We start from the raw sequence: 20336 nt of genomic DNA, 5'->3' as shown, positions 1-20336 counted from the left end.
GTTTTTGTAAATCTACGGGTAAAGTATAGCTATTAAAAAAATAAACAAGCACAAGACCTCTTGCGAAAGTGGTTATTGCAAGTTTATTCGGTTTACCAGTGCAGCAATTAAGTTAATACGTAAACCGAATCTTTTCCGTCTATTTCGATAGCGTTCACTTAATATTCTAAATGTTTTCAATTGACTATTGATGTGTTCGATCACAACTCGTATTTTTCCAATCAGTTTATTGTACTTTTTCTCAACACTAAATAACGGGAAATTCTTCTTTTTCTTTATGGGCATCAATAATTTAAAGCCATGTTGCTCTAATCCGTAGTACCCTAAATCGGTCACAACATATTTACAATGCTTAAATTTCTTAACCGTTTCTCTTGCCAGTTTAATGTCATGCTGACCGCCATTCGATATATCTAGCCCTATGATTTGTTTACTCTTCGGATGATAGATCACTTGGGCTTTTAGCGTATGTTTCTTCTTTTTACCACTGTAGAACTTACTCTGATTTTTTTTTCGGGCGTTCGATTGAACATTCTGTCGCATCAATAATGACCCAGTTAAAGTGTTCTTCTGCTGTGGTTATACTTCGTTTTGGCAGGGTAAAACGTCTTGATTTCATCAATGCATCTTCAACCTTTTTAATGGTTCGATTCACATTACTTTCAGCGATATGGTAATTTGCCGCTAATTCCAGTTGAGTGCTGTAGTTGCGTAAGTAATTGAGAGTTAATAACAACTGATCCTCTATATCTAAAGTATGAGGTCGACCTGATTTCTTTTTGAGTGATTCTGCTATTTCTAGAACCTCTACCATTTCAGTAAAAACTTGTCGAGGTACGCCAACTAAGCGTTTGAATTCAGAATCTGAAAAACGGTTTAATTTCTGATATCTCATGAAATTTATATGGAGGTGATTTTTACTTTCGCAAGAGGTCTATTGTGAACTATATTATAGGTGAACATAAGTTAAATAGTGTTTATCTAACCCGAATCATGGATAAGAAATTCAGTTGAAAAAAAGATGACTGAGTTGATAAGAGAGTTACCACACACTTTTATTAACCAGCCATCTTATGTTCGAGTTTACAACTTTATTCTGCACAATTGATGATTTTTTTCAAAAAAATGAAGTGGTCTATTGGCAGTATCTAAAACAAGAAAATCATAAAGTCAGACAGCGATCAGGTGTTCTATGCTTATCTGAAATTATCTTTATCGCAGTTTGGTATAAAAACTCTCAACTTCATCATTTCAAAGCCTTTTATGGAATGATAAAGCGCTTTTACTCCAAGCTTTTTAAAGGCTTGCCGTCCTATCAGCGGATCGTGTATTTGATCAATCAACATCAACTCGCACTTCAAGCATTACATATTTCTTTAGCTTCCAATGCTCAAACAACGTGTGCTTGGGTTGACTCTACAACTCTACCCGTATGTAAAAATCAGCGTATTCAACGTCATAAATCTTTAAAACAAATTGCCACACGAGGTAAAAGCTCAATGGGTTGGTTCTATGGATGCAAATTGCATGTATTGGTGGATGCTCAGGGTCAATTTATTCGGACCCAACTCTCGAATGGCCATACTTCAGATATAAAGCTTCTGCCGAAGCTCGCTCAAGGCTACATGGGTAAGATCTTCGGTGATCGTGGCTACATCAGTGAAACTGTAAAAGATAAACTAGGTACACAAGATATTGAATTAATTACCTATCATCGCAAGAACATGCGAAGAGTGGAATTATCACCAGAGGATGAAATCATGCTGAGACAACGCAATAAAATAGAGACGATCTTTAGCTTATTGAAGCAACAATACAACTTGGTCAGCAGTCGCCATCGTTCCATTTCAGGTTATTTCGCTGGAATTTATGCATCCTTATGCGCATATCAAATCTGCCATCAGAACAAGCCTCAATTTACAACGATGTGAAACTAGGCTTATCAATGATTCGGGTTTATCTAAAAAGAAGCCCTTTCTTGTTCTTTTATAATATGAACATCATGGCATCATTACCACGCTACAGTGTTAGCATGATTTATTTATTCGGCAAGGAAAAATTTAATCAACTGTGGCTTTAGACCGTAAATACCTAACATTATTTATAAAGCTTGATTTGACGTATGTTATGCATCATTTACGTTGTGATGCTCTCATTTTTAAATATGTTCAGGTTATACTAATGGGCTCCCTACATATAGTTGCTCCATGATGAACACTCCTAATGACCCTTTACACGGCAAAAAGCTTGCTGACATCTTGGATGAATTATTAGATTACTACGGTGGTTTTGAAGGCTTAAGTCGTAAAATTGAAATTCGATGTTTTTGTATAGATCCAAGTGTTAAATCATCATTACGATTTTTGCGTACCACACCATGGGCACGTGAAAAAGTAGAAAGCCTATATTTGTATGTACTACGTCAAAAAGCCAAACAGAAATCTTAGTTATCCACATCTGAGCCTTAGCATACTAGATGACTGAGTTAATAAGTGAGTTGGCATACAAAATCAAAAGCCAGTCATCTTGTGTATATCTGGCAAAATTGATTATCTTTTCAAAAATAAATCCGTTTGTGTTAAGTCTTTACAAGAAAAGCGGATCATTTGTCAGGTGTAAAAGCCTTATTTAAGCTCTTGAGTGAGCTATCTAGCCTTGCTATTCAAGATTTAACTACTATAGATCATGAATTTTCAAGCTGCGTGCTTTAGCATTACGTGAATACCTGCGGCGTATTCTTGAAACTATACTACGTATATCGGATGTCCGGTCTGCGTCTGATGTGGCTCCCAAACATACGATTGCAACATAACGCCCATCAGGCAGCACAGCAATCTCGCCAAGATTGTAGCCATATCGTTTCAATGTACCTGTTTTACCTCCTAATATATCTTGATCGCCTTCTCTTAATGGCACGACACTGGAGGTGAGCTCCACACTACGTATTGTCCCCTGAGTTGTTATTATAGACATGGTGTATTTTGGCTTTGACCAGACTTCCATCAAAACATCGTAACGCGTGGCGTAGCAAAACATCTTTAACATGTCGAGGACGTTGGTTTTGGCTGCTGCTGAGCTGTCTACATCTAACCCAGATGAAGATGAAAATATAGTACTACTCATTCCAATGGCTTGGGCTTTGGTATTCAACATCTCCACCCATTTCGTATGGGCCTCGGTAGTGCTAAATGTTGTAATTCCTGCCTTTGTTAAAGCTTTTCCACCATAAATTCTTGCAATCATATTAGCTGTTACATTCGACGAGCTAAGCATTAAATTATGTAAAGCATCTTCAAGTGTAAGAGATTCACCCTCATTCAGTTTAGGTCCATTCCCTTTAGACGAGTCTTCCTGTGTCTTGGTAACTTTAGTCTGCAAATCGATCCCTAAATCTAAGAGCACGATTGTCGTCATTACTTTTGTTAAAGAGGCTGGCAAAGCAATATGATTTTTTTTATATAGATATAAAAGAAGGTCTTTGGAGAACACTCCATCTTTATCTACAATTATAGCACCCGCAGACTGACTAGATTTTAAATCAATACGACGTAAGTAACCTAGATCAAGATACTGGTCTCCTTGAGAGTCTTCCGAATGATGTGTGGTCTTAAGCACTTTGATAGCCTCCATTTTCTGCTTAGCTTGTTGTAATTTTCTTTAAAATAGCATGCTTTTAAACTCTTTTTTGGTACAAATTAGTGGTGAGTTTTGCAAGTATTTTGCTTTAAAGTAGGTCTCTTTGATTTATTGTGTATTTGAAATTTTCGAGCTCACTTAGCCAACATTATGAGAGCGCTGGTCATAAGTTTTTAAAGTTATAGAAGCAGCAATTGATGACCAACCTCATGCTCATATGGCGACTGATCATCTTTATTTCAGTCATTGCAAAATGAGCCACGGTCTAAGTCCAATTTTAAACATCATATGATTGAGCAACATCAGCTTAAGTATATAATGTCTTACGAGTACCTATTCATCCCTATTATGTCATCTTCTATTTGCAATTCTCCCAATATTCAGCTTGTTTCTACATTTTCTGAGCTGACTCAGACCCCATTTCAAGGGCAAACTAACGCCCTGTGTTGGTCAAGACAATTACACGGCGATTTTCAAGAAATTGTTAATAAGCTCGCCTTAGATGATGATATAACCGAAGTTTACATTGAAGATTTACAAGAACTTGAGCTGACATCACAAGGTGCGATCGCGCGTGATGTGATTATTGAGGACATGCAATTGCTGAGTCGGTACGGTGCACAGCCGAGTCTGAATTTAATTCGATGCTATGCGCGTGATGATGAATTTGATTTTATTGCGACGGATGTATATTCCTACCATGTTGATCGTTCACCCGTGGCAACCGATACCTTTTTATGTACCTATTTTGGAGCTGCGAGTGAGCTATTGCCCACTGATCAAGTGCAACAAAAAATCTTAATTCCAGAAATCCGTGAACAACTAAGCGCACTTTATGATGGCCCGGCGGCAGGTTTCGATGCGTTTTTAACGGAGTATTTTTTTGATTTACATTATCAACCTCAAGCACATGCACAGCCCGTCAACTTAGGTGTAGGTCATCTCTGGCGTCTTGCTGTAGATCATCCACAGCAGCAAGTTTTACCTTGTGTACACCGTGCTCCTATAGAAGACGGTCGTTATCGGTTGCTTTTGATTTGTTAAGGTCGATAAAAAACCGCGCTACTGCGGTTTTTTAATCTCATCCATGATGGATTAGACCACCAACTCAGACCAATCTCCAAAAGGATTAGGCCACGTTTTCCATGCATCTTGCCCTAAGGCCATCTCTTCATTACTGAGGAGACACTGATCTAATTTGGCGACGAGCTGTGCTTGATTCATTCGTATGCCAATTATGACAATTTCTTGTCGTGCATTGCCTGTTTCTGGATGCCAGTCTTGTTGAATGGCTTTAAGACTTAGTTCGTCCTCAGGCCATTGGTCGGAGGCTAACGCAGTCCACCAATAGCCTGCAACACTATGTCTGGCAATTGAGCCAGCTTGTGACCAGCTGCCTGCAAATTCAGGACACGCGGCTAACCAAAAGAAACCTTTGGAACGAATCACGCCTGGCCAGTCTTCTTGAATCAATTGATAAAAACGTTCTGGATGAAAAGGTCGACGTGCGCGGTATACAAAACTATGAATGCCATATTCTTGTGTCTCGGGCAACTGTTCACCACGTAATGTGCTCAGCCAACCCGGTGCTTGCGCGGCTTGATCAAAATCAAACAGTTGAGTATCTAAAATACGCGCTAAAGGCACTTGCCCAAAACTGGAAACTTCAATTTTTGCTGCTGGATTTAAAGCGTTTAAGATTGCGAAAAGTTCTTGACGCTGGTTATCATCAATCAAATCAATCTTATTTAAAATCATGATATTAAAAAATTCAATTTGATCAATCAATAAATCTACAACATTGCGATCATCCTCTTCACCCAAAGATTCTCCACGTGTAGATAAACTGTCATAAGACCGATAGTCTTTAAGGAAGTTAAAGGCATCAATTACGGTCACCATCGTGTCTAAACGGGCAAAGTCACTTAAGCTGTGTCCATCTTCATCGGCAAAGCTAAAGGTTTCTGCCACCGGTAAGGGTTCTGAAATTCCTGTAGACTCAATCACCAATTGATCAAAACGCTGTTCTTGTGCCAAGCGTTTAATTTCCACCAGCAAATCTTCGCGTAAGGTGCAACAAATGCAACCGTTGCTCATCTCAACCAATGTCTCATCAGTCCGGGAAAGGCTAGCTCCCCCTTGACGCACCAAAGCGGCATCAATATTGACCTCCGACAGATCATTGACAATCACTGCGATTTTACGCCCTTCTCTGTTGTTTAAAATGTGATTGAGTAAGGTGGTTTTACCGGCACCTAAAAAGCCAGATAACACAGTCACAGGCAGTGGATGATGAGGCATATTGGTTCAGATCTCTTAACCCAAAAAAGTTTAATAATGTTATGTTATAACATATCAAAATAAAAGCGTACTTTGTTTGATTTATAGACAAATTATCCAAGTTTTCAAGACAATCGTCGTATGAAACACTGATTCAGTCTGTATAGCATGTTATAGGCTTACTGTCTTGCAAAACTTAAATCACAGCATGAACATCACGATCTTCTTGCTTGGGGCTAAAAGAAATTGGGGAATAACACGGCTGATGTCTACCATGTATGTTTCTTTGACAACATCTGGAAGCTACTAAAAGAATCAATATAGATCATGGTTGAATCAATGATTTTATTTTGTCCTTTCATATACTCACTGAAAAATGATCTATCTCTACGAAGAGATAGATCATAGAGGTATTAGTGGCGAATACAGATTTTGCCAAAATGCTGACCAGATTCTTGGTAACGGAAGGCTTTCGCCAAATCTTCAAGATTAAATACACAGTCGATGACAGGTTTCCATTCAAAGCTTTCTAGCGCCTGAATCATGTCTTGTTGATGGGTACGGCTGCCGACAATTAAACCTTTTAAGCTCAGTTGTTTCGCCATTAATTCAACCGTTGGAATCTCACCCGCATAGCCTGTTAAAATGCCAATTAAAGCAATATGACCGCCAATTTTACAGGCACGAATAGATTGCGCTAAAGTGCCAGGCCCACCTACTTCAACTACAATATCAGCGCCTTGGCCTTGGGTGAGTGCTAAAACTTGATCGCCCCAATTTGGAATTTCACGATAATTAATCACATGATCTGCGCCAAGCGCACGTAATTTTTCAGCTTTTTCTTCAGACGACGTAGTTGCAATAACTTTAGCCCCCAAAGATTTTGCCATTTGTAAGGCAAAAATTGACACACCACCTGTACCTAAGATCAATACTGTATCACCCGCTTGAAGTTGACCATCCACAACCAAAGCGCGCCAAGCCGTTAAGCCTGCGGTGGTTAAGGTGGCTGCCTCTTCATGGCTATAATTTTTAGGGGCATGCGTAAATGCAGTTGCAGGTGCATTGACCATGTTACGTGCATAACCATCTATCCCATCACCGGGTACAGTTTTAAAATCGGACAAAGTGGCAGGGCCGCTTTGCCAAGTCGGAAAGAAGCAGGACACCACATGATCCCCCACTGCAAATTCAGTCACGTCCGCACCAACGGCTGTAACCACCCCTGCACCGTCAGACATTAAAATACGTCCATCTTCAGTCGGGAAGTCGCCACGTGCAACCACCAAATCATGGAAATTTAATGAATTGGCATGAATTCTCACTTGGATTTCGCCGTTGTTTGGTGCAGAAATTTCAGGTAACGCAACGGCTTGTAGCTGATCAAAACCTGCAGGATGTTGAACAATAATCGCTTGCATAAAACTTATCTCTTGATGGGTAATATTTTTCTTGTCATAACGCTGATGGCTAGATATCGCCTGATCTTGAATGAAAGCTATTGTAAGCTGACAAGGATTTGACATTCTAGCAGCAGATGAGTGCTTGAAGATTTGACTGTAGTGTAGAAAACGATAACAACAAGCAGCTCATCCTAGTTATTTATCTTCTTGGCATATGCTTATGTATCATAAACCATGATGATAAGAGAGCAATCAAACTAATTTGATTCACCGAAGGAATAAAGCACGTAGTGGGTGCTAAAGATCTCAGGTTTATAAGACAGATGGGGTATATTTTTCTAGTGATAGGAGATGTGCTATGCCCTGCTGCTAATAAAATGCTTTTATGTATTGTAAGGCCATCAAAGCTGGGTGTGATATCGCCATCACTGACCATTCATGCTTTTTGGTTTATCACAATATCGTTTAGCACCTGCTCGATTTGGACAGTTATCAAAAGCAGCTTTACAATATTTTGTGCCCAATACTATGGAGCTATTTACGCTTGCCAGTGCTTTATGCGTGATTTTATTTATTAGTATTTGGGCATTGATTATGTGTTGTTATTTACGCTATTACAAAACGCAACCTCACTTGCATCAAGCATCTAAATTTAAAATGCCAAAGCATTGGTTATTTTGGCTTTTACCGACCTGCTCAAGCTAAAGCTTGACATAAGTCAGTCTAGTGTTTTGATCTATGCAACGAGGTGAATCAATGATTCACCTTTTTTAACAGATGAACAACACGATGTATCATTATGGTGCAATTAATTTTTGCTACTGTTGTTTTCAGTGCGGTCACACAAGGAATAACGGCTGCACAATGCTTCAATTACGATTATTTTATTCTGGAACTTAAAATCAAGGATGGCATCGTAATTGCATAATAAAAAATCGTTACAGGAGAGAAATCTTCAATGATTCGCCGAAGGTGCAACATCCCGGAAACTCTCAGGCAAAAGGACTGTAACGCATAATAAAAAATCTGGAGAGTGCATCAGCACACCGAAGGAGGAAGGGGCAATCCCGAAACTCTCAGGTCCAAGGACAGATGGGATATCACCTAAATTAGTGAGGACGATATGACCCATCATATTGCTATTATTGGTGCAGGGATCACGGGTGTGACCACTGCATATGAACTTGTCAAGCAAGGCTTTGATGTCACTGTTTTTGAAAAAAACCTCTACCCCGCAATGGAAACTTCCTTTGCCAACGGCGGTCAATTGTCTGCCTGTAATGCAGAGGTGTGGAATCAGAAATCCACCATCGCCAAAGGCTTAAAGTGGATGTCGCAAAAAGACGCGCCATTGCTGCTCAATCCTTCTTTTAATCTGCATAAATACACATGGTTAGTGTCATTTTTAAATAACATTAAACATTATGAAAACAATACCATTGCCACAGTACGCCTTGCCTTAGAGGCGCGTCAGCATATGTTTCGCATTGCTGATGAAGAAGGCTTTGATTTTAATTTAGAAAAAAAAGGGATTTTGCATTTTTATCATAATCAATATGAATTTGAGGTGGCTAAAAAAGTCAATCAGTTGCTGCAAAAAGGTGGCTTAGAGCGCCATGCAGTCACACCTGATGAAATTAAGGCCATTGAGCCCACCTTAACCGGTCAATATTACGCTGGTTTTTATACACCAGATGATGCGACGGGTGATATTCATAAATTTACCCGCGGCCTAGCCGCAGCATGTGAAAAATATGGGGTGAAGTTCTGTTTAGGAGCCAATGTGTTAAATATTAGCCCGCATCTTGATCGGGTTGATATTCTCTACAGCCAACAAGATGCCCAACAGCAACAGACATTTGATGGTGTGGTGATTTGTGGTGGTGTCAATAGTTACCATTTAGGCGAACAACTGGGCGACAAAATTCATATTTATCCAGTCAAAGGCTACTCGATTACGGTCAATTTACAAGATGAACAGAGTGTTAACAATGCGCCTTGGGTGAGTCTATTAGATGAAAGTGCCAAGATTGTGACCTCTCGTTTAGGTAAAGATCGCTTCCGTGTTGCTGGGACGGCAGAGTTTAATGGCTATAACAAGGATATCCGCCATGACCGTATTCAGCCTTTGGTCGATTGGGTCAATAAGAACTTCGATATTGCCACAGATAATGTGATCTCATGGGCGGGCTTACGTCCAATGATGCCGGACATGATGCCACGTGTACAACGCAGTTGCCAATCACGGGTCTTTTATAATACAGGCCATGGCCATCTGGGGTTTACCCTATCTGCTGCCACAGCAGTTTTGATACGCCATGAAATTCAAACTGTATTGGCTGCTGCTTAATCCGTATCTACGGAGGCTAAAATCATGTCAAATTTTGTCTCTGAATTACGGCAAAAAAATAAAAAACGCGGTTGGCAGTTATTTGCCCTCGTCTGTGTCTTACAACTGATCACGGTACTGGTTGCTTTAAGTATGCAATCCATCTAAGACCTGCCTACTGCAAAAAAATATATCACTCACGGCGCAGCGATTTAGATCGTCGTGTGTATAAAAAATAGGATAGACAACATGAAATTATTTACTGAACACGGTCACTTAGCGATTGCCAAAGAACTTTACGACTTTATTGAAAACGAAGCTTTAATCGGCACTGGGATTGACAGTCAAACCTATTGGCAAAATTTTGAAACAATTGCCCTGGAATTTACCCAAAAGAATAAAGATCTGTTGGCCAAACGCGATGCGCTACAAAGTCAAATTGATACATGGCATCGCAACAATACTTTCGAATTAAATGCTTATAAAGCTTTCTTAACAGACATTGGCTATTTACTGCCAGAGGTTGAGGACTTCCAAGTCACGACCACCAATGTAGATGAAGAGATCGCTACGCTTGCCGGTCCACAGCTGGTTGTTCCTGTACGTAACGCGCGTTATAGCTTAAATGCCGCCAATGCACGTTGGGGGTCACTTTATGATGCACTCTATGGCACAGACATGATTGCAGAAACGGATGGCTGTGAAAAAACTGCACGCTATAATCCGCTACGTGGTGAAAAGGTCATTGCTTTTGCCAAAGATTTCTTAGATCAGACCTTCCCACTACAAAATGCGAGTTATCATCAAGCTACACAATGGTCAATCCAAAATGGCGCCCTATCGATAACCTTACAAGATGGCACAACCACAGGCTTAAAAGATCCAAGTCAATGTGTAGGATTAAACGGTGACTCAAATGCACCATCTGAAATTATTTTCAAGAATAATGGCTTACATATCATCGTTCAATTTGATGACCAACATCCTATTGGTCAGCAAGACCTAGCTGGTATTAAAGATATTTTAGTTGAAGCAGCTGTCACTACCATTCAGGATTTAGAAGATTCTGTGTCTGCGGTAGATGCTGAGGATAAAGTTGAAGCTTACCGTAACTGGTTGGGTCTCATGCGCGGTACTTTACAAGAGACACTGGAAAAAAATGGTAAAACCATTACACGCCAGCTCAATCAAGATCATAGCTATCAAGATTTATCCGGCACTCAGCACGTATTAAAAGGACGTTCATTGATGCTGCTACGTAATGTTGGACACCTGATGACCAATCCCGCGATTTTAATTAACGGTGAGGAAATCTTTGAAGGCATTATGGATGCATTGATTACACCTTTACTCAGTTTAACGGATCTACGTGGTGAAAACCCTTTCACCAACTCGCGTACGGGTTCGATGTATATTGTGAAGCCCAAAATGCACGGCCCAGAAGAAGTGGCCTTTACGGTGGCGTTGTTTGGTCGGGTTGAACAAGCACTCAATCTTCCTGCAAAAACACTGAAAATTGGTATTATGGATGAAGAGCGTCGCACCTCGGTTAACTTAAAAAATTGTATTGCTGAAGCCAAAGATCGCGTGATTTTTATCAATACTGGTTTTATGGACCGTACTGGGGATGAAATTCATACTCTCATGCATGCAGGTGCATTTTTACCTAAAGCACAAATTAAAAACCAAGCATGGTTTGATGCCTATGAAAATCGCAATGTCATGATTGGCTTACAAGTAGGTCTACAAGGTAAAGCCCAAATTGGTAAAGGCATGTGGGCCAAAACCGATTTGCTTAAAGCCATGTATGACTCTAAAGCTGAACATCCACACGCTGGTGCAAGTTGTGCTTGGGTGCCCTCACCAACAGGTGCTGTGTTGCATGCGCTACATTATCATCAAGTGAATGTAAGCCAACGCCAGCAACAACTCAAATATGAGCCTATGCTTAGCTTAGATGACTTACTTAGCCCTGCACTGGCCCTAGATTATAATTGGAGTGCTGAAGAAAAACGCCGTGAAATTGAAAACAACTGCCAAGGGATTCTAGGTTATGTAGTGCGTTGGGTGGATTTAGGTGTTGGATGCTCGAAAGTACCTGATATTGATGATGTTGGTTTGATGGAGGATCGTGCCACTTTACGTATTTCATCACAGCATCTTGCCAATTGGCTCTGTCACGGCGTAGTTACACAAGCCGAAGTTACAGCAGCTTTACAACGGATGGCGAAAATTGTTGATCAACAAAATGCCGATGATCCTGAGTATCGTGCGATGTCAGATGATTTTGAACACAGCATCGCATTTCAGGCAGCGTCGGATCTAATTTTTAAAGGTCAATTGCAACCTTCTGGTTACACCGAGCCACTTTTACATGAAGCACGTTTAAAAGTGAAAAAACACGCGTAAGGTTTAGTCATAAAAGAAAGCCTCAATTCGTTGAGGCTTTTTTATTTGTGGTTTTTTACTGTGCTGTATAGCCACCATCCATGACTACTGCTTGACCGGTGATCCCACCTGCTTTATCGCTAGCCAAAAAAATGGCATAGTCGGCAATCTCTGCCACACTAAGTAAGCGTTTTTGTGGCACCATGGCCAAAATGACATCTTCTAAAGCACTGCTTTCACTCACTTGGCGCGTTTTGGCTAAATCCGTAATTTGTCCACGTACCAATGGCGTATCTACATAGCCTGGGCATAAAGCATTAACGGTAATGCCCTCGCGTGCACATTCGAGTGCGGCCACTTTGGTCAGTCCAATGACGCCATGTTTCGCGCTGTTATAGCCAGCTTTTCCCGCAAAGCCAATCAGTCCATTGATCGAAGCCATATTAATAATACGGCCAAATTTTTGACGTTTCATGATGGGTAAGGCATGTTTAATCCCAATAAATGAACCCACTAACATCACATTGATAAGTTTTTGAAAGGTTTCTGTAGGGAAGTCTTCAATCGCAGCCACATGCTGAAAGCCGGCATTATTAATTAAAATGTCCAGACGGCCGAAATGACGCTCAGTGAGTTGAATCGCAGCTTGATAGTCGGTCTCATTGCTGACATCGCAAGGTGCAGATAAGACATCAAAGCCTTGTTGTTGTAGGATTTGGCTTGCCTGTTGGCATTTTTCTTGATTTAAATCGGAAATCACGACTTTGGCACCGGCTTGCGCAAATTTCTGCGCAATTTCTAAACCAATACCACTAGCAGAACCGCTAATAAATGCAACTTTGTCTTGTAATAAGTGTTCCATACTCATTCTCTTTATTTAAATAATACCAAACCATGTAAATGCAGCAATCGCGACAAATACAGCCAGTGTTTTAATGATAGTAATCGCAAAAATATCTTTATAAGATTGCTTATGTGTGAGTCCTGTGACTGCAAGTAAAGTAATCACAGCACCATTATGCGGTAAAGTGTCCATCCCTCCAGATGCCATCGCCACGATACGATGCATTACTTCAGGGGGAATGCCCATAGCCGTAATAGCCGTATTATATTTATCTGCCATAGCGCTTAAAGCAATACTCATCCCCCCAGATGCAGAGCCTGTAACACCTGCTAATACAGTCGTAGTCACAGCTCCATTCACGAGTGGATTTGTAAAGGTATTACCTAAGGCCTGACTGATAATAATAAATCCAGGTAAAGCTGCAATAATTGCTCCGAAGCCATATTCAGAAGCCGTATTCATTACTGCTAATAGCGCACCTGAGATACTGGTATTTACGCCTTCCTTAAAGGTGTCATATACACGGCGGAAATCAAATAATACTGCACTGATGATCCCAACAATTAAAGCTAAGCCTACTGCCCAAATAGCAGCACTTTTGGCAACATCGACACTATAGTTCATTAGACCTAAAGCACTAAAATCAAAGCCATTTGGATACCAATCTTGAATTGCTCCAGAGAGATATTTATTCATTACAGCCACTAAAATAAGAGGAACAAAAGCTAAGCATTGGCGTAAGACGGTTCCATTTTCTTTAGAACTTATCGTATTTAACTGCTGTAATTCTGTATCATTTAAGCCAAGACCATCGCTATATCCTTGTCCTTTTTTAGCGGCTACACGGCGACGCCATTCTAAATAACTGAGTCCCATACCCAGTACAAAAATAGCACCTAAAATCCCAAGTATCGGAGCAGCATAAATATTTGTGCCAAAGAACGTCGTTGGAATTACATTTTGGATTTGTGGAGTACCAGGTAAGGCATCCATAGTAAAGGTAAATGCACCTAAAGCAATCGTACCAGGCAATAAACGTTTTGGAATATTGGCTTGTTTAAATAGTTGATTAGCAAAAGGATAAACTGCAAAAACCACTACAAATAAACTGACACCGCTATAGGTTAAAATTGCACCTAAAAGTACAACAGTCAGCATGGCATTCTTAGAACCAATTAAATTGACGATTGTTTTTGCAATCGAAGCTGCAATGCCTGACATCTCAACCACCTTGCCAAAAATTGCACCGAGTAAAAAGACTAAAAAGTAATCTTTGATAAACCCCACCATCTTGGGCATAAATACCCCTGAATAAAATGGTAAGACGTTGGCTGGATTAATCAGCAATACCGCTAATAAGGCACAAATAGGTGCCATTAAAATTACGGAAAATCCACGATAGGCGGTATACATTAACAGCCCTAACGAAAGTAAAATAATGCCTAAATCCCACATAACTGTATGTTGTCCTTATCTTATTCATCCTGAAAACTGCTGATCTCGAGCGGTAAAGTTCCATTTACAGCCTGGTGAATAGTGCAAGATCATGCAGCAGTTGGGCTTACTATAAGTCAGATTGATCAAGAGATTATTTGAAAATAGTGCTTGGCTAAGCAGGAAAACTCATGAATACTCAAGTGGTAGTTGATGAGTAGAAGTGGATGTTGAGCATAAATAAAATGCTAAAAGAGAGCGTATGACCTTTAAACAATTAAAAGCTTTTTTAGTTTTGGCACGTACTTTAAATTATGCTAATGCAGCGAATGAACTATGTCTTAGCCAATCGGCATTAAGTTTAAGTATTAAGACTTTAGAAGACGAGTTAGGTGGGAAGTTATTTAAACGTACAACGCGCCGTGTAGAAATGACTGCGGAAGGTCAGTCTTTAATTCCTTATGCTAAGAAATTATTGGCGCATTGGGAAGAGATGGAAAAGGATGTTAAACAACGATTTAAACTTAATCGTGGTACCTTAAACGTTGCATCTATGAGCTTTGTGACTCACTCTATGTTGCCTGCGGTAATTGATCGATTTTCCAAATTACATCCCAATATTAATTTTTCCATTCATGATATTACGCATGAAAAAATTATAGAAAAGGTACAAGAAGGTATTTTTGAAATTGGTATCTGTTTTCGGCCTGAGGCATATCATCAGTTGACCTTTCATCCATTATTTGACGAAGGTTTTATTGCTGTTGTACCCAAAAAGCATCCTTTAAGTCAGTGCTCATCGGTTGCCTGGCAAGACTTATGCAAAGAGCCTTTTGTTACTTTGCAACACCCTTCTATCGTACGCCAAATTATTGAAAATCAATGCCAAGTGCATGAAATTAAATTAAATGTGAAAGTTGAATGCCACCATATTAACTCTCTGTCTCATTTTACTTCTTATGGTTTAGGAGTCAGTGCTATTCCTCGACATTTTCAAAACTTTATAGACCTAGAACATAATTGTTTAATTGAAATCGCAGATCATGGTCCATTATTCCCTGTAGGAATTATCTATAAAACATCCCAAGATTTGTCTCATATTTCTGCTCATTTTGTAGAGACACTTCTTGCTCAAGATTTTTCTAAAAAAATTTATTAAGATTATGATTTTTATTCGGTTTGTTAAAGTTTTTGGATAAAAATTATTTTCGGAATGACGCTGTTGATGGGTTATTCCGTACCTCAGCATATAAAAATAAAATAACCCCTTTTATATACACAGATCACACTTGTGAACCAGATAACCCTCACTTTATGTTGAAATCCATTTTATGAAATTATCATCATTAGCACACATAATTTGTGACAAAACATAGGTCCTCTCTGATATGCCACGATGTCTATGTGCTCTTGAATATTTAACTAGGTCATTCCAAAAAATCAAAGCTTAGCTTTTAAAAAGCTAAATTTCTTGCCTTAGCAATTCGGATTACTTTAAGAAGGTACTTAAATGGAGAATCAATATGTTAGAGCAAGAAAAAATAGCATTTCAACGTGATGGCGTTGTGGTGATTCGAGGCTTATTTAAGGGTTGGTTAGCATTACTTGAACAAGGGGTTCAACAAAATGAGACGCAACCTGGACCGTGGTTTAAAGATTATTCCCCTGAAAAAACACAAGGAAAATTTTGGGCAGACTATTGTAATTGGCAGAGAATTCAACCCTTTAAAGATTTTATTGAGCAAAGTCCTGCGGCCTATATTGCCAAAACCATCATGGGGGCCAAACACGTCAGAATTTTTCATGAACATGTTCTGGTTAAAGCTGCTGGCTCGAATAAAGCTACGCCTTGGCATCATGATGCACCTTATTATCCGGTAGATGCACAACAAACCCTAAGTCTTTGGATTCCACTTGATCCCGTAGAACGAGAGTCGACCATTGAGTTTATTGCGGGATCTCATCAATGGGGGCAACACTTTCGTCCGCAGAGTTTTAATGGTGAATATTATGATCATGGTGCAGCGAAAGAGGTGATTTTACCTGATATTGACGCACAACGTGATGCCTATGATATTGTGGGTTGGGCTTTGGAGCCTGGTGATGCAATTGCTTTTGATTATCTGACTGTACATGGTGCACCGGGTAATTTGTCTAATACGCATGCGCGCCGTGCGGTATCTTTTCGTTGGCTAGGTGATCATGCAGTTTATGTAGATCGGGGCGGAAAAACATCGCCTCAATATCCGCATTTAATCGGGGTACTTCGCACAGGTGATGCATTACCCGAAGATGAATTTCCGATTATGTCTGAATAAAAGAAAAAGTAAATGAGAAAGATCAATAGCTCAGTATTGATCTTTTTCTTTTGGGTCACTTCAGTTTTTTTGATCTAACACTTCTGCTTATATGATTTTCGCATTGTGTGTGTACGTTCTATAGTCAATTTATCCAAATCAATAACAGTGTTATGGCAACAGACACGGGAAAGACGTATGAAATTAGATCAAATCAAGGTAGATACCGTGGTCGTCGGTGCAGGTCAAGCTGGTGTAGCCATGAGTGAGCATCTGACACGCTTAGGTATTGGTCATGTTGTACTTGAAAAGCACCGTATTGCTGAAGCATGGCGTACACGGCGCTGGGATTCACTGGTCGCCAATGGCCCTTGTTGGCATGACTGCTTCCCCAATTTAGCCTTTGATGCGGATCCAGATAGTTTTGTCCATCATGATCAGGTGGCTGATTATTTCCAACAATATGCGGAAAAATTTCAACTGCCGATTTATACAGGTGTTACCGTTTATCAAGTCTATAAATCTGAAGGAGCGTTAGGTTTTACCATAGAAAGCTCCGAAGGTACGCTTTTTGCTCAGCATGTTGTGTCAGCCACAGGGGCTTTTCAGACAGCAGTGATTCCAAGTATTGCTCCTGCTCTGCCCGATTTTTACCAAATTCATTCTGACCAATATAAAAATCCGCAACAACTGCCTGAAGGTGCAGTACTGGTGATTGGCTCGGGCTCATCTGGTGTACAAATTGCCGATGAAATTAATCGCTCAGGTAAAAAAGTATATCTCTCCGTGGGACAGCATGAGCGTCCTCCACGTAGCTACCGTAATCGTGATAATGTGTGGTGGCTTGGCGTATTGGGCGGTTGGGATTTTATGCGTAAAGACACTGGCCCCTTAAAAGGTTTGGCTGTCAGTGGTGCACATGGCGGGATCAATATTGATTTTCGTCACTTGGCTCAGCAAGGTATTACCTTATTGGGGATGACGGACCGTTTTGATCAGCATAATGTGTACTTTAAAGCTGATTTAGCTGACAACTTAAAACACGGCGATGCTGCTCTGATGGCATTTTATGATCAAGCCGATGCTTATGTCAGTAAAAATGGGCTGGACCTGCCAGAGGAGCCGAACGCACGTCAGCAATTACCTGATCCTGATTGTGTCACTAATCCACTACTCAGTTTAGATCTTAAGGCTGCAGGGATTACAAGTGTGATTTGGGCATCAGGTTTTCGTTATGACTTTAGCTGGTTACAAGTCAATGCCTTTGATGAAAACCAACAACCACAACATACCCGTGGCATATCTTCTGAGCGTGGTGTGTATTTCCTAGGCTTACCGTATTTAACAGGACGCGGTTCAAGCTTTATCTGGGGGGTATGGCACGATGCAAAACACATTGCAGAACATATTGATATCCAAAATAAATATCATCAATACAAAATCTCTGAAGACACCTCTGAATGTGCGTAATGTTCCATGTTTCAGCCCATCTTGCTCTGGGCTGATTTTTTTTAATTTGGAGTCACTATGAATACCATGCTAACCACCCCGATGACCACCAAAGCCGCTTGGCTCGGTCAGGTGCTTGCGACACAGTACGACTGGATTTATCATTTCACTGGGCATGAGTTAATGGTACTTGATTCAGCCCTTATGCAAATACACCATAAAAATTTACATGCCCCTCACTTTAATCGATCAGATGTGCTCATTGATGATGCCATGTTCTTAGATCGAATCGACAACATTCGTGAAGAACTTGAAAACGGTTATGGTTTTATCGTGATTCGAGGACTAGATGCGCAGCATTATACTGAAGCAGAGTTGGCCAACGTCTACTATATTTTGAGCCTATACTTAGGTGAACCTGTCACTCAAAATGCCCGTGGTGACTTAATTGGTTATGTAGAAAACGTCGGAGATTTGAACAATAAAATGACCCGTGTCTACGAAACCAATGCCAATCTGCCCTATCATGCCGACTTAAGCGATGTGGTTGGCTTACTTTCTGTGCGTAAAGCCAAACAGGGTGGCTTAAGCAGTTTAGTCAGTTCTGCGAGTGTCTATAACTATATTTTAAAGCATTATCCTCAATACCTCGCTTATTATTACCATCCGGCATGGTATGACCACTTAGGTGAGCTTGAACCCTCATTAACCCCAATTTTTAGCTATTTTGATGGGAAACTATCTTGTCGTTACTTACGTTACTATATTGAACTGGGGCATCAACGGAAAAATATCCCGCTGTCTCGCGTGCAACGCGATGCCTTGGATATTTTTGATCAGGTCAGTCAACTGCCTGAGCTTAAATTAGATATGATGTTAGAGCCGGGCGATCTACAATTTTGTAATAATTATGCTGTGATGCACTCACGTTCAGCCTTCGAAGATTTTGATGATATTCATCAACGTCGTAAATTGTTAAGAGTCTGGTTAAAAATGCCCAATGCACGGCGTCTCGCTGAAGATTTTCCTGGTCGAAATGGCATTCCAAAAGGGCTGGGTCAAGTGGCTTAAATAAAGCGATAAAAAAGGGGCTTATCGCCCCTTTTTTGAATTAAAAATGATAATACAATTGTAAGTTGAGTAGCTCATGGCTTTGAGTGTCACTCCCTTGTGCATACGCATCGCTCGGCCCGCCAATGAGGAAGTCATTTTTGCCTATAATATATTCAGCCACCAAGCTTATATCTTTATAGTATGTTGCCACACCAATTAAATGACGTGATGAATCTCGGTAACCGCTTTCTGATTTATCATACAGACTATACATGGCATACGGGCTCACCTTGGTCAATGGGCCAACGTCTTTAAAGCTATAGCTGACATCGGCAGTATAAAACGTCCCCTTATTGGCCACCATAAAGTTATCATCAAATGAACCCATTAATGAGGCTTTTGAATGACGCGGATCTTGATTATTCACATCATTTTGGCCCACCGTTAAAGCAAAGGTCCAATCTTGGTAAGCAAGATGACCAAAGAGTGCCCAAGCTTTGCGCTCGCCTTCTCGATTAAAACTTTTATTGTCTATCTCTGAGTACCAATAGGATGCACCAAGGGAGCTGGTCATACTTGGCGGAAGCCCTGGTAAGGTCTGGGTAAATCGGGCAATCCACATATTTTTCTCATCTAAATGGCTTATATTGGGATCTTCTGGTTTAACAAAATTCGTGGTATATCGACTTGCATCATCAGCGTAAGGGCCACTATATGCGCCACCATCACCACTAAAATAACCCAGTTCTAAATTTGAGCCCTGATCAAAGGTGGCCTGATATTTAAGACCTACATTATGTACATCTTCTAGACCAATTTGGGTAATAATGCCGCCATAATAGTTACTTTCCCAAAAACGCCCAGGACCAAAAGGGACAGCTTGTAACCCTGCTTGAACCACGTGCTGATCATTGAGCTTGTAGCCGATGTAACCATCGACTAAGGTTGAAAAATCGCAGAGCTTATCAAATTGATAGCAGCGGTATTCTGCATAGCCAAACCATGTAGGTGATTGATACTCAAGGTTAATACGTGCAGTATCAAAGCTGAGTTTATGGTCATTGTCTGTCCAGCTTTTGTCTTGATATTTTGCCCGTAAAAAGCCTGAAACAGAGAGTTCTCCCTGTGCGGAGTTTGCATCGCCAATCTTGAGTGGTCCTGCCAAGCTAGGCAGGCTGAAGCAGCTCATTAAAACGCAACACAGGGATGCTTTGAAGAATCTT

At 40.4% G+C, this 20336-nt stretch carries 17 protein-coding genes, 1 pseudogene and 1 riboswitch; of the genes and pseudogenes, 11 read left to right on the top strand and 7 right to left on the bottom strand.

Annotated features, from left to right (window positions below; translation table 11 throughout):
- Window positions 1-72: 72 nt before the first annotated feature.
- Window positions 73-895 (bottom strand): IS5 family transposase gene (locus tag AC5YCI_RS12820; protein ID WP_496175615.1). Its coding sequence is split into 2 segments (ribosomal slippage): window positions 73-513 and window positions 515-895, totalling 822 coding nucleotides; the frame shifts between segments, so codons are not numbered across the junction.
- A gap of 178 nt (window positions 896-1073) precedes the next feature.
- On the opposite strand from AC5YCI_RS12820, the gene AC5YCI_RS12815 reads away from it, so the two are divergent.
- On the top strand, window positions 1074-1931 hold the full coding sequence (locus tag AC5YCI_RS12815; protein WP_496175614.1) for an IS982 family transposase: 858 nt from the start codon (window positions 1074-1076) through the stop codon (window positions 1929-1931).
- A gap of 279 nt (window positions 1932-2210) precedes the next feature.
- Window positions 2211-2447 carry a VF530 family protein gene (locus AC5YCI_RS12810; protein WP_496129537.1) on the top strand — a complete coding sequence of 79 codons (237 nt, stop codon included), beginning with the start codon at window positions 2211-2213 and terminating at the stop codon, window positions 2445-2447.
- 229 nt (window positions 2448-2676) lie between these two features.
- On the opposite strand, the gene AC5YCI_RS12805 is transcribed toward AC5YCI_RS12810, so the two are convergent.
- On the bottom strand, window positions 2677-3615 hold the full coding sequence (locus AC5YCI_RS12805) for a serine hydrolase (RefSeq protein WP_496175613.1): 939 nt from the start codon (window positions 3613-3615) through the stop codon (window positions 2677-2679).
- 369 nt (window positions 3616-3984) lie between these two features.
- On the opposite strand from AC5YCI_RS12805, the gene AC5YCI_RS12800 reads away from it, so the two are divergent.
- On the top strand, window positions 3985-4680 hold the full coding sequence (locus AC5YCI_RS12800) for a DUF1826 domain-containing protein (protein ID WP_496129497.1): 696 nt from the start codon (window positions 3985-3987) through the stop codon (window positions 4678-4680).
- A 51-nt stretch (window positions 4681-4731) separates the two neighbouring features.
- Here the strand turns inward: AC5YCI_RS12800 and zigA are convergent, their stop codons facing one another.
- Both zigA and AC5YCI_RS12790 read right to left on the bottom strand, forming a co-directional pair.
- Window positions 4732-5937, bottom strand: a complete 1206-nt coding sequence (gene zigA, locus AC5YCI_RS12795; protein ID WP_496175612.1) for a zinc metallochaperone GTPase ZigA — start codon at window positions 5935-5937, stop codon at window positions 4732-4734.
- 392 nt (window positions 5938-6329) lie between these two features.
- Entirely contained in the window at window positions 6330-7442 is a 1113-nt protein-coding gene (locus tag AC5YCI_RS12790) for a zinc-dependent alcohol dehydrogenase family protein (RefSeq protein ID WP_496175611.1), read from the bottom strand.
- 315 nt (window positions 7443-7757) lie between these two features.
- Here AC5YCI_RS12790 and AC5YCI_RS12785 point away from each other — a divergent pair.
- From AC5YCI_RS12785 to AC5YCI_RS12770, 4 genes and pseudogenes are all read left to right on the top strand, one after another.
- Window positions 7758-7982: pseudogene (locus AC5YCI_RS12785) on the top strand (amino acid transporter); the annotation flags it as partial.
- A 268-nt stretch (window positions 7983-8250) separates the two neighbouring features.
- Window positions 8251-8337: riboswitch (glycine riboswitch) on the top strand.
- A 105-nt stretch (window positions 8338-8442) separates the two neighbouring features.
- Complete coding sequence (locus AC5YCI_RS12780; protein WP_496129494.1) at window positions 8443-9669, top strand: D-amino acid dehydrogenase; 1227 nt, start codon at window positions 8443-8445, stop codon at window positions 9667-9669.
- Window positions 9670-9693: 24 nt separating this feature from the next.
- Window positions 9694-9816, top strand: a complete 123-nt coding sequence (locus tag AC5YCI_RS12775; protein WP_496129493.1) for a hypothetical protein — start codon at window positions 9694-9696, stop codon at window positions 9814-9816.
- Between the two features lie 81 nt (window positions 9817-9897).
- Window positions 9898-12057 carry a malate synthase G gene (locus AC5YCI_RS12770; protein WP_496175610.1) on the top strand — a complete coding sequence of 720 codons (2160 nt, stop codon included), beginning with the start codon at window positions 9898-9900 and terminating at the stop codon, window positions 12055-12057.
- Between the two features lie 55 nt (window positions 12058-12112).
- Here the strand turns inward: AC5YCI_RS12770 and AC5YCI_RS12765 are convergent, their stop codons facing one another.
- Both AC5YCI_RS12765 and AC5YCI_RS12760 read right to left on the bottom strand, forming a co-directional pair.
- Window positions 12113-12898 (bottom strand): 3-hydroxybutyrate dehydrogenase, encoded by a 786-nt coding sequence (locus AC5YCI_RS12765; RefSeq protein ID WP_496175609.1) that lies wholly within the window; start codon window positions 12896-12898, stop codon window positions 12113-12115.
- Between the two features lie 15 nt (window positions 12899-12913).
- Window positions 12914-14335, bottom strand: coding sequence for a GntP family permease (locus AC5YCI_RS12760; RefSeq protein ID WP_496175608.1), 1422 nt, complete (start codon window positions 14333-14335; stop codon window positions 12914-12916).
- Between the two features lie 241 nt (window positions 14336-14576).
- On the opposite strand from AC5YCI_RS12760, the gene AC5YCI_RS12755 reads away from it, so the two are divergent.
- From AC5YCI_RS12755 to AC5YCI_RS12740, 4 genes are all read left to right on the top strand, one after another.
- Window positions 14577-15473 carry a LysR family transcriptional regulator gene (locus AC5YCI_RS12755; protein WP_496129489.1) on the top strand — a complete coding sequence of 299 codons (897 nt, stop codon included), beginning with the start codon at window positions 14577-14579 and terminating at the stop codon, window positions 15471-15473.
- Window positions 15474-15837: 364 nt separating this feature from the next.
- Window positions 15838-16632: a phytanoyl-CoA dioxygenase family protein gene (locus AC5YCI_RS12750; RefSeq protein ID WP_496175607.1), complete on the top strand. Its 795-nt coding sequence runs from the start codon at window positions 15838-15840 to the stop codon at window positions 16630-16632.
- A gap of 177 nt (window positions 16633-16809) precedes the next feature.
- The gene (locus tag AC5YCI_RS12745) at window positions 16810-18081 is read left to right on the top strand and encodes a flavin-containing monooxygenase (RefSeq protein WP_496175606.1); all 1272 of its coding nucleotides are present in this window, start codon (window positions 16810-16812) and stop codon (window positions 18079-18081) included.
- A 57-nt stretch (window positions 18082-18138) separates the two neighbouring features.
- Window positions 18139-19131, top strand: coding sequence for a TauD/TfdA family dioxygenase (locus AC5YCI_RS12740; protein ID WP_496175605.1), 993 nt, complete (start codon window positions 18139-18141; stop codon window positions 19129-19131).
- Between the two features lie 40 nt (window positions 19132-19171).
- On the opposite strand, the gene AC5YCI_RS12735 is transcribed toward AC5YCI_RS12740, so the two are convergent.
- Window positions 19172-20302 carry a hypothetical protein gene (locus AC5YCI_RS12735; protein ID WP_496175604.1) on the bottom strand — a complete coding sequence of 377 codons (1131 nt, stop codon included), beginning with the start codon at window positions 20300-20302 and terminating at the stop codon, window positions 19172-19174.
- Window positions 20303-20336: the final 34 nt, after the last annotated feature.

Source organism: Acinetobacter sp. CY17 (genome assembly GCF_059515825.1).
The sequence above is the reverse complement of the archived record's forward strand: the minus strand, read 5'-3'. Positions and strand labels throughout refer to the sequence as shown.

Bases quoted from the DNA above. Each gene is read 5' to 3' on its own strand.
- AC5YCI_RS12815 (WP_496175614.1), top strand. From the start codon at position 1,074: ATGTTCGAGTTTACAACTTTATTCTGCACAATTGATGATTTTTTTCAA.
- AC5YCI_RS12810 (WP_496129537.1), top strand. From the start codon at position 2,211: ATGAACACTCCTAATGACCCTTTACACGGCAAAAAGCTTGCTGACATC.
- AC5YCI_RS12800 (WP_496129497.1), top strand. From the start codon at position 3,985: ATGTCATCTTCTATTTGCAATTCTCCCAATATTCAGCTTGTTTCTACA.
- zigA (WP_496175612.1), bottom strand. From the start codon at position 5,937: ATGCCTCATCATCCACTGCCTGTGACTGTGTTATCTGGCTTTTTAGGT.
- AC5YCI_RS12790 (WP_496175611.1), bottom strand. From the start codon at position 7,442: ATGTCAAATCCTTGTCAGCTTACAATAGCTTTCATTCAAGATCAGGCG.
- AC5YCI_RS12780 (WP_496129494.1), top strand. From the start codon at position 8,443: ATGACCCATCATATTGCTATTATTGGTGCAGGGATCACGGGTGTGACC.
- AC5YCI_RS12775 (WP_496129493.1), top strand. From the start codon at position 9,694: ATGTCAAATTTTGTCTCTGAATTACGGCAAAAAAATAAAAAACGCGGT.
- AC5YCI_RS12770 (WP_496175610.1), top strand. From the start codon at position 9,898: ATGAAATTATTTACTGAACACGGTCACTTAGCGATTGCCAAAGAACTT.
- AC5YCI_RS12765 (WP_496175609.1), bottom strand. From the start codon at position 12,898: ATGGAACACTTATTACAAGACAAAGTTGCATTTATTAGCGGTTCTGCT.
- AC5YCI_RS12760 (WP_496175608.1), bottom strand. From the start codon at position 14,335: ATGTGGGATTTAGGCATTATTTTACTTTCGTTAGGGCTGTTAATGTAT.
- AC5YCI_RS12755 (WP_496129489.1), top strand. From the start codon at position 14,577: ATGACCTTTAAACAATTAAAAGCTTTTTTAGTTTTGGCACGTACTTTA.
- AC5YCI_RS12750 (WP_496175607.1), top strand. From the start codon at position 15,838: ATGTTAGAGCAAGAAAAAATAGCATTTCAACGTGATGGCGTTGTGGTG.
- AC5YCI_RS12745 (WP_496175606.1), top strand. From the start codon at position 16,810: ATGAAATTAGATCAAATCAAGGTAGATACCGTGGTCGTCGGTGCAGGT.
- AC5YCI_RS12740 (WP_496175605.1), top strand. From the start codon at position 18,139: ATGAATACCATGCTAACCACCCCGATGACCACCAAAGCCGCTTGGCTC.
- AC5YCI_RS12735 (WP_496175604.1), bottom strand. From the start codon at position 20,302: ATGAGCTGCTTCAGCCTGCCTAGCTTGGCAGGACCACTCAAGATTGGC.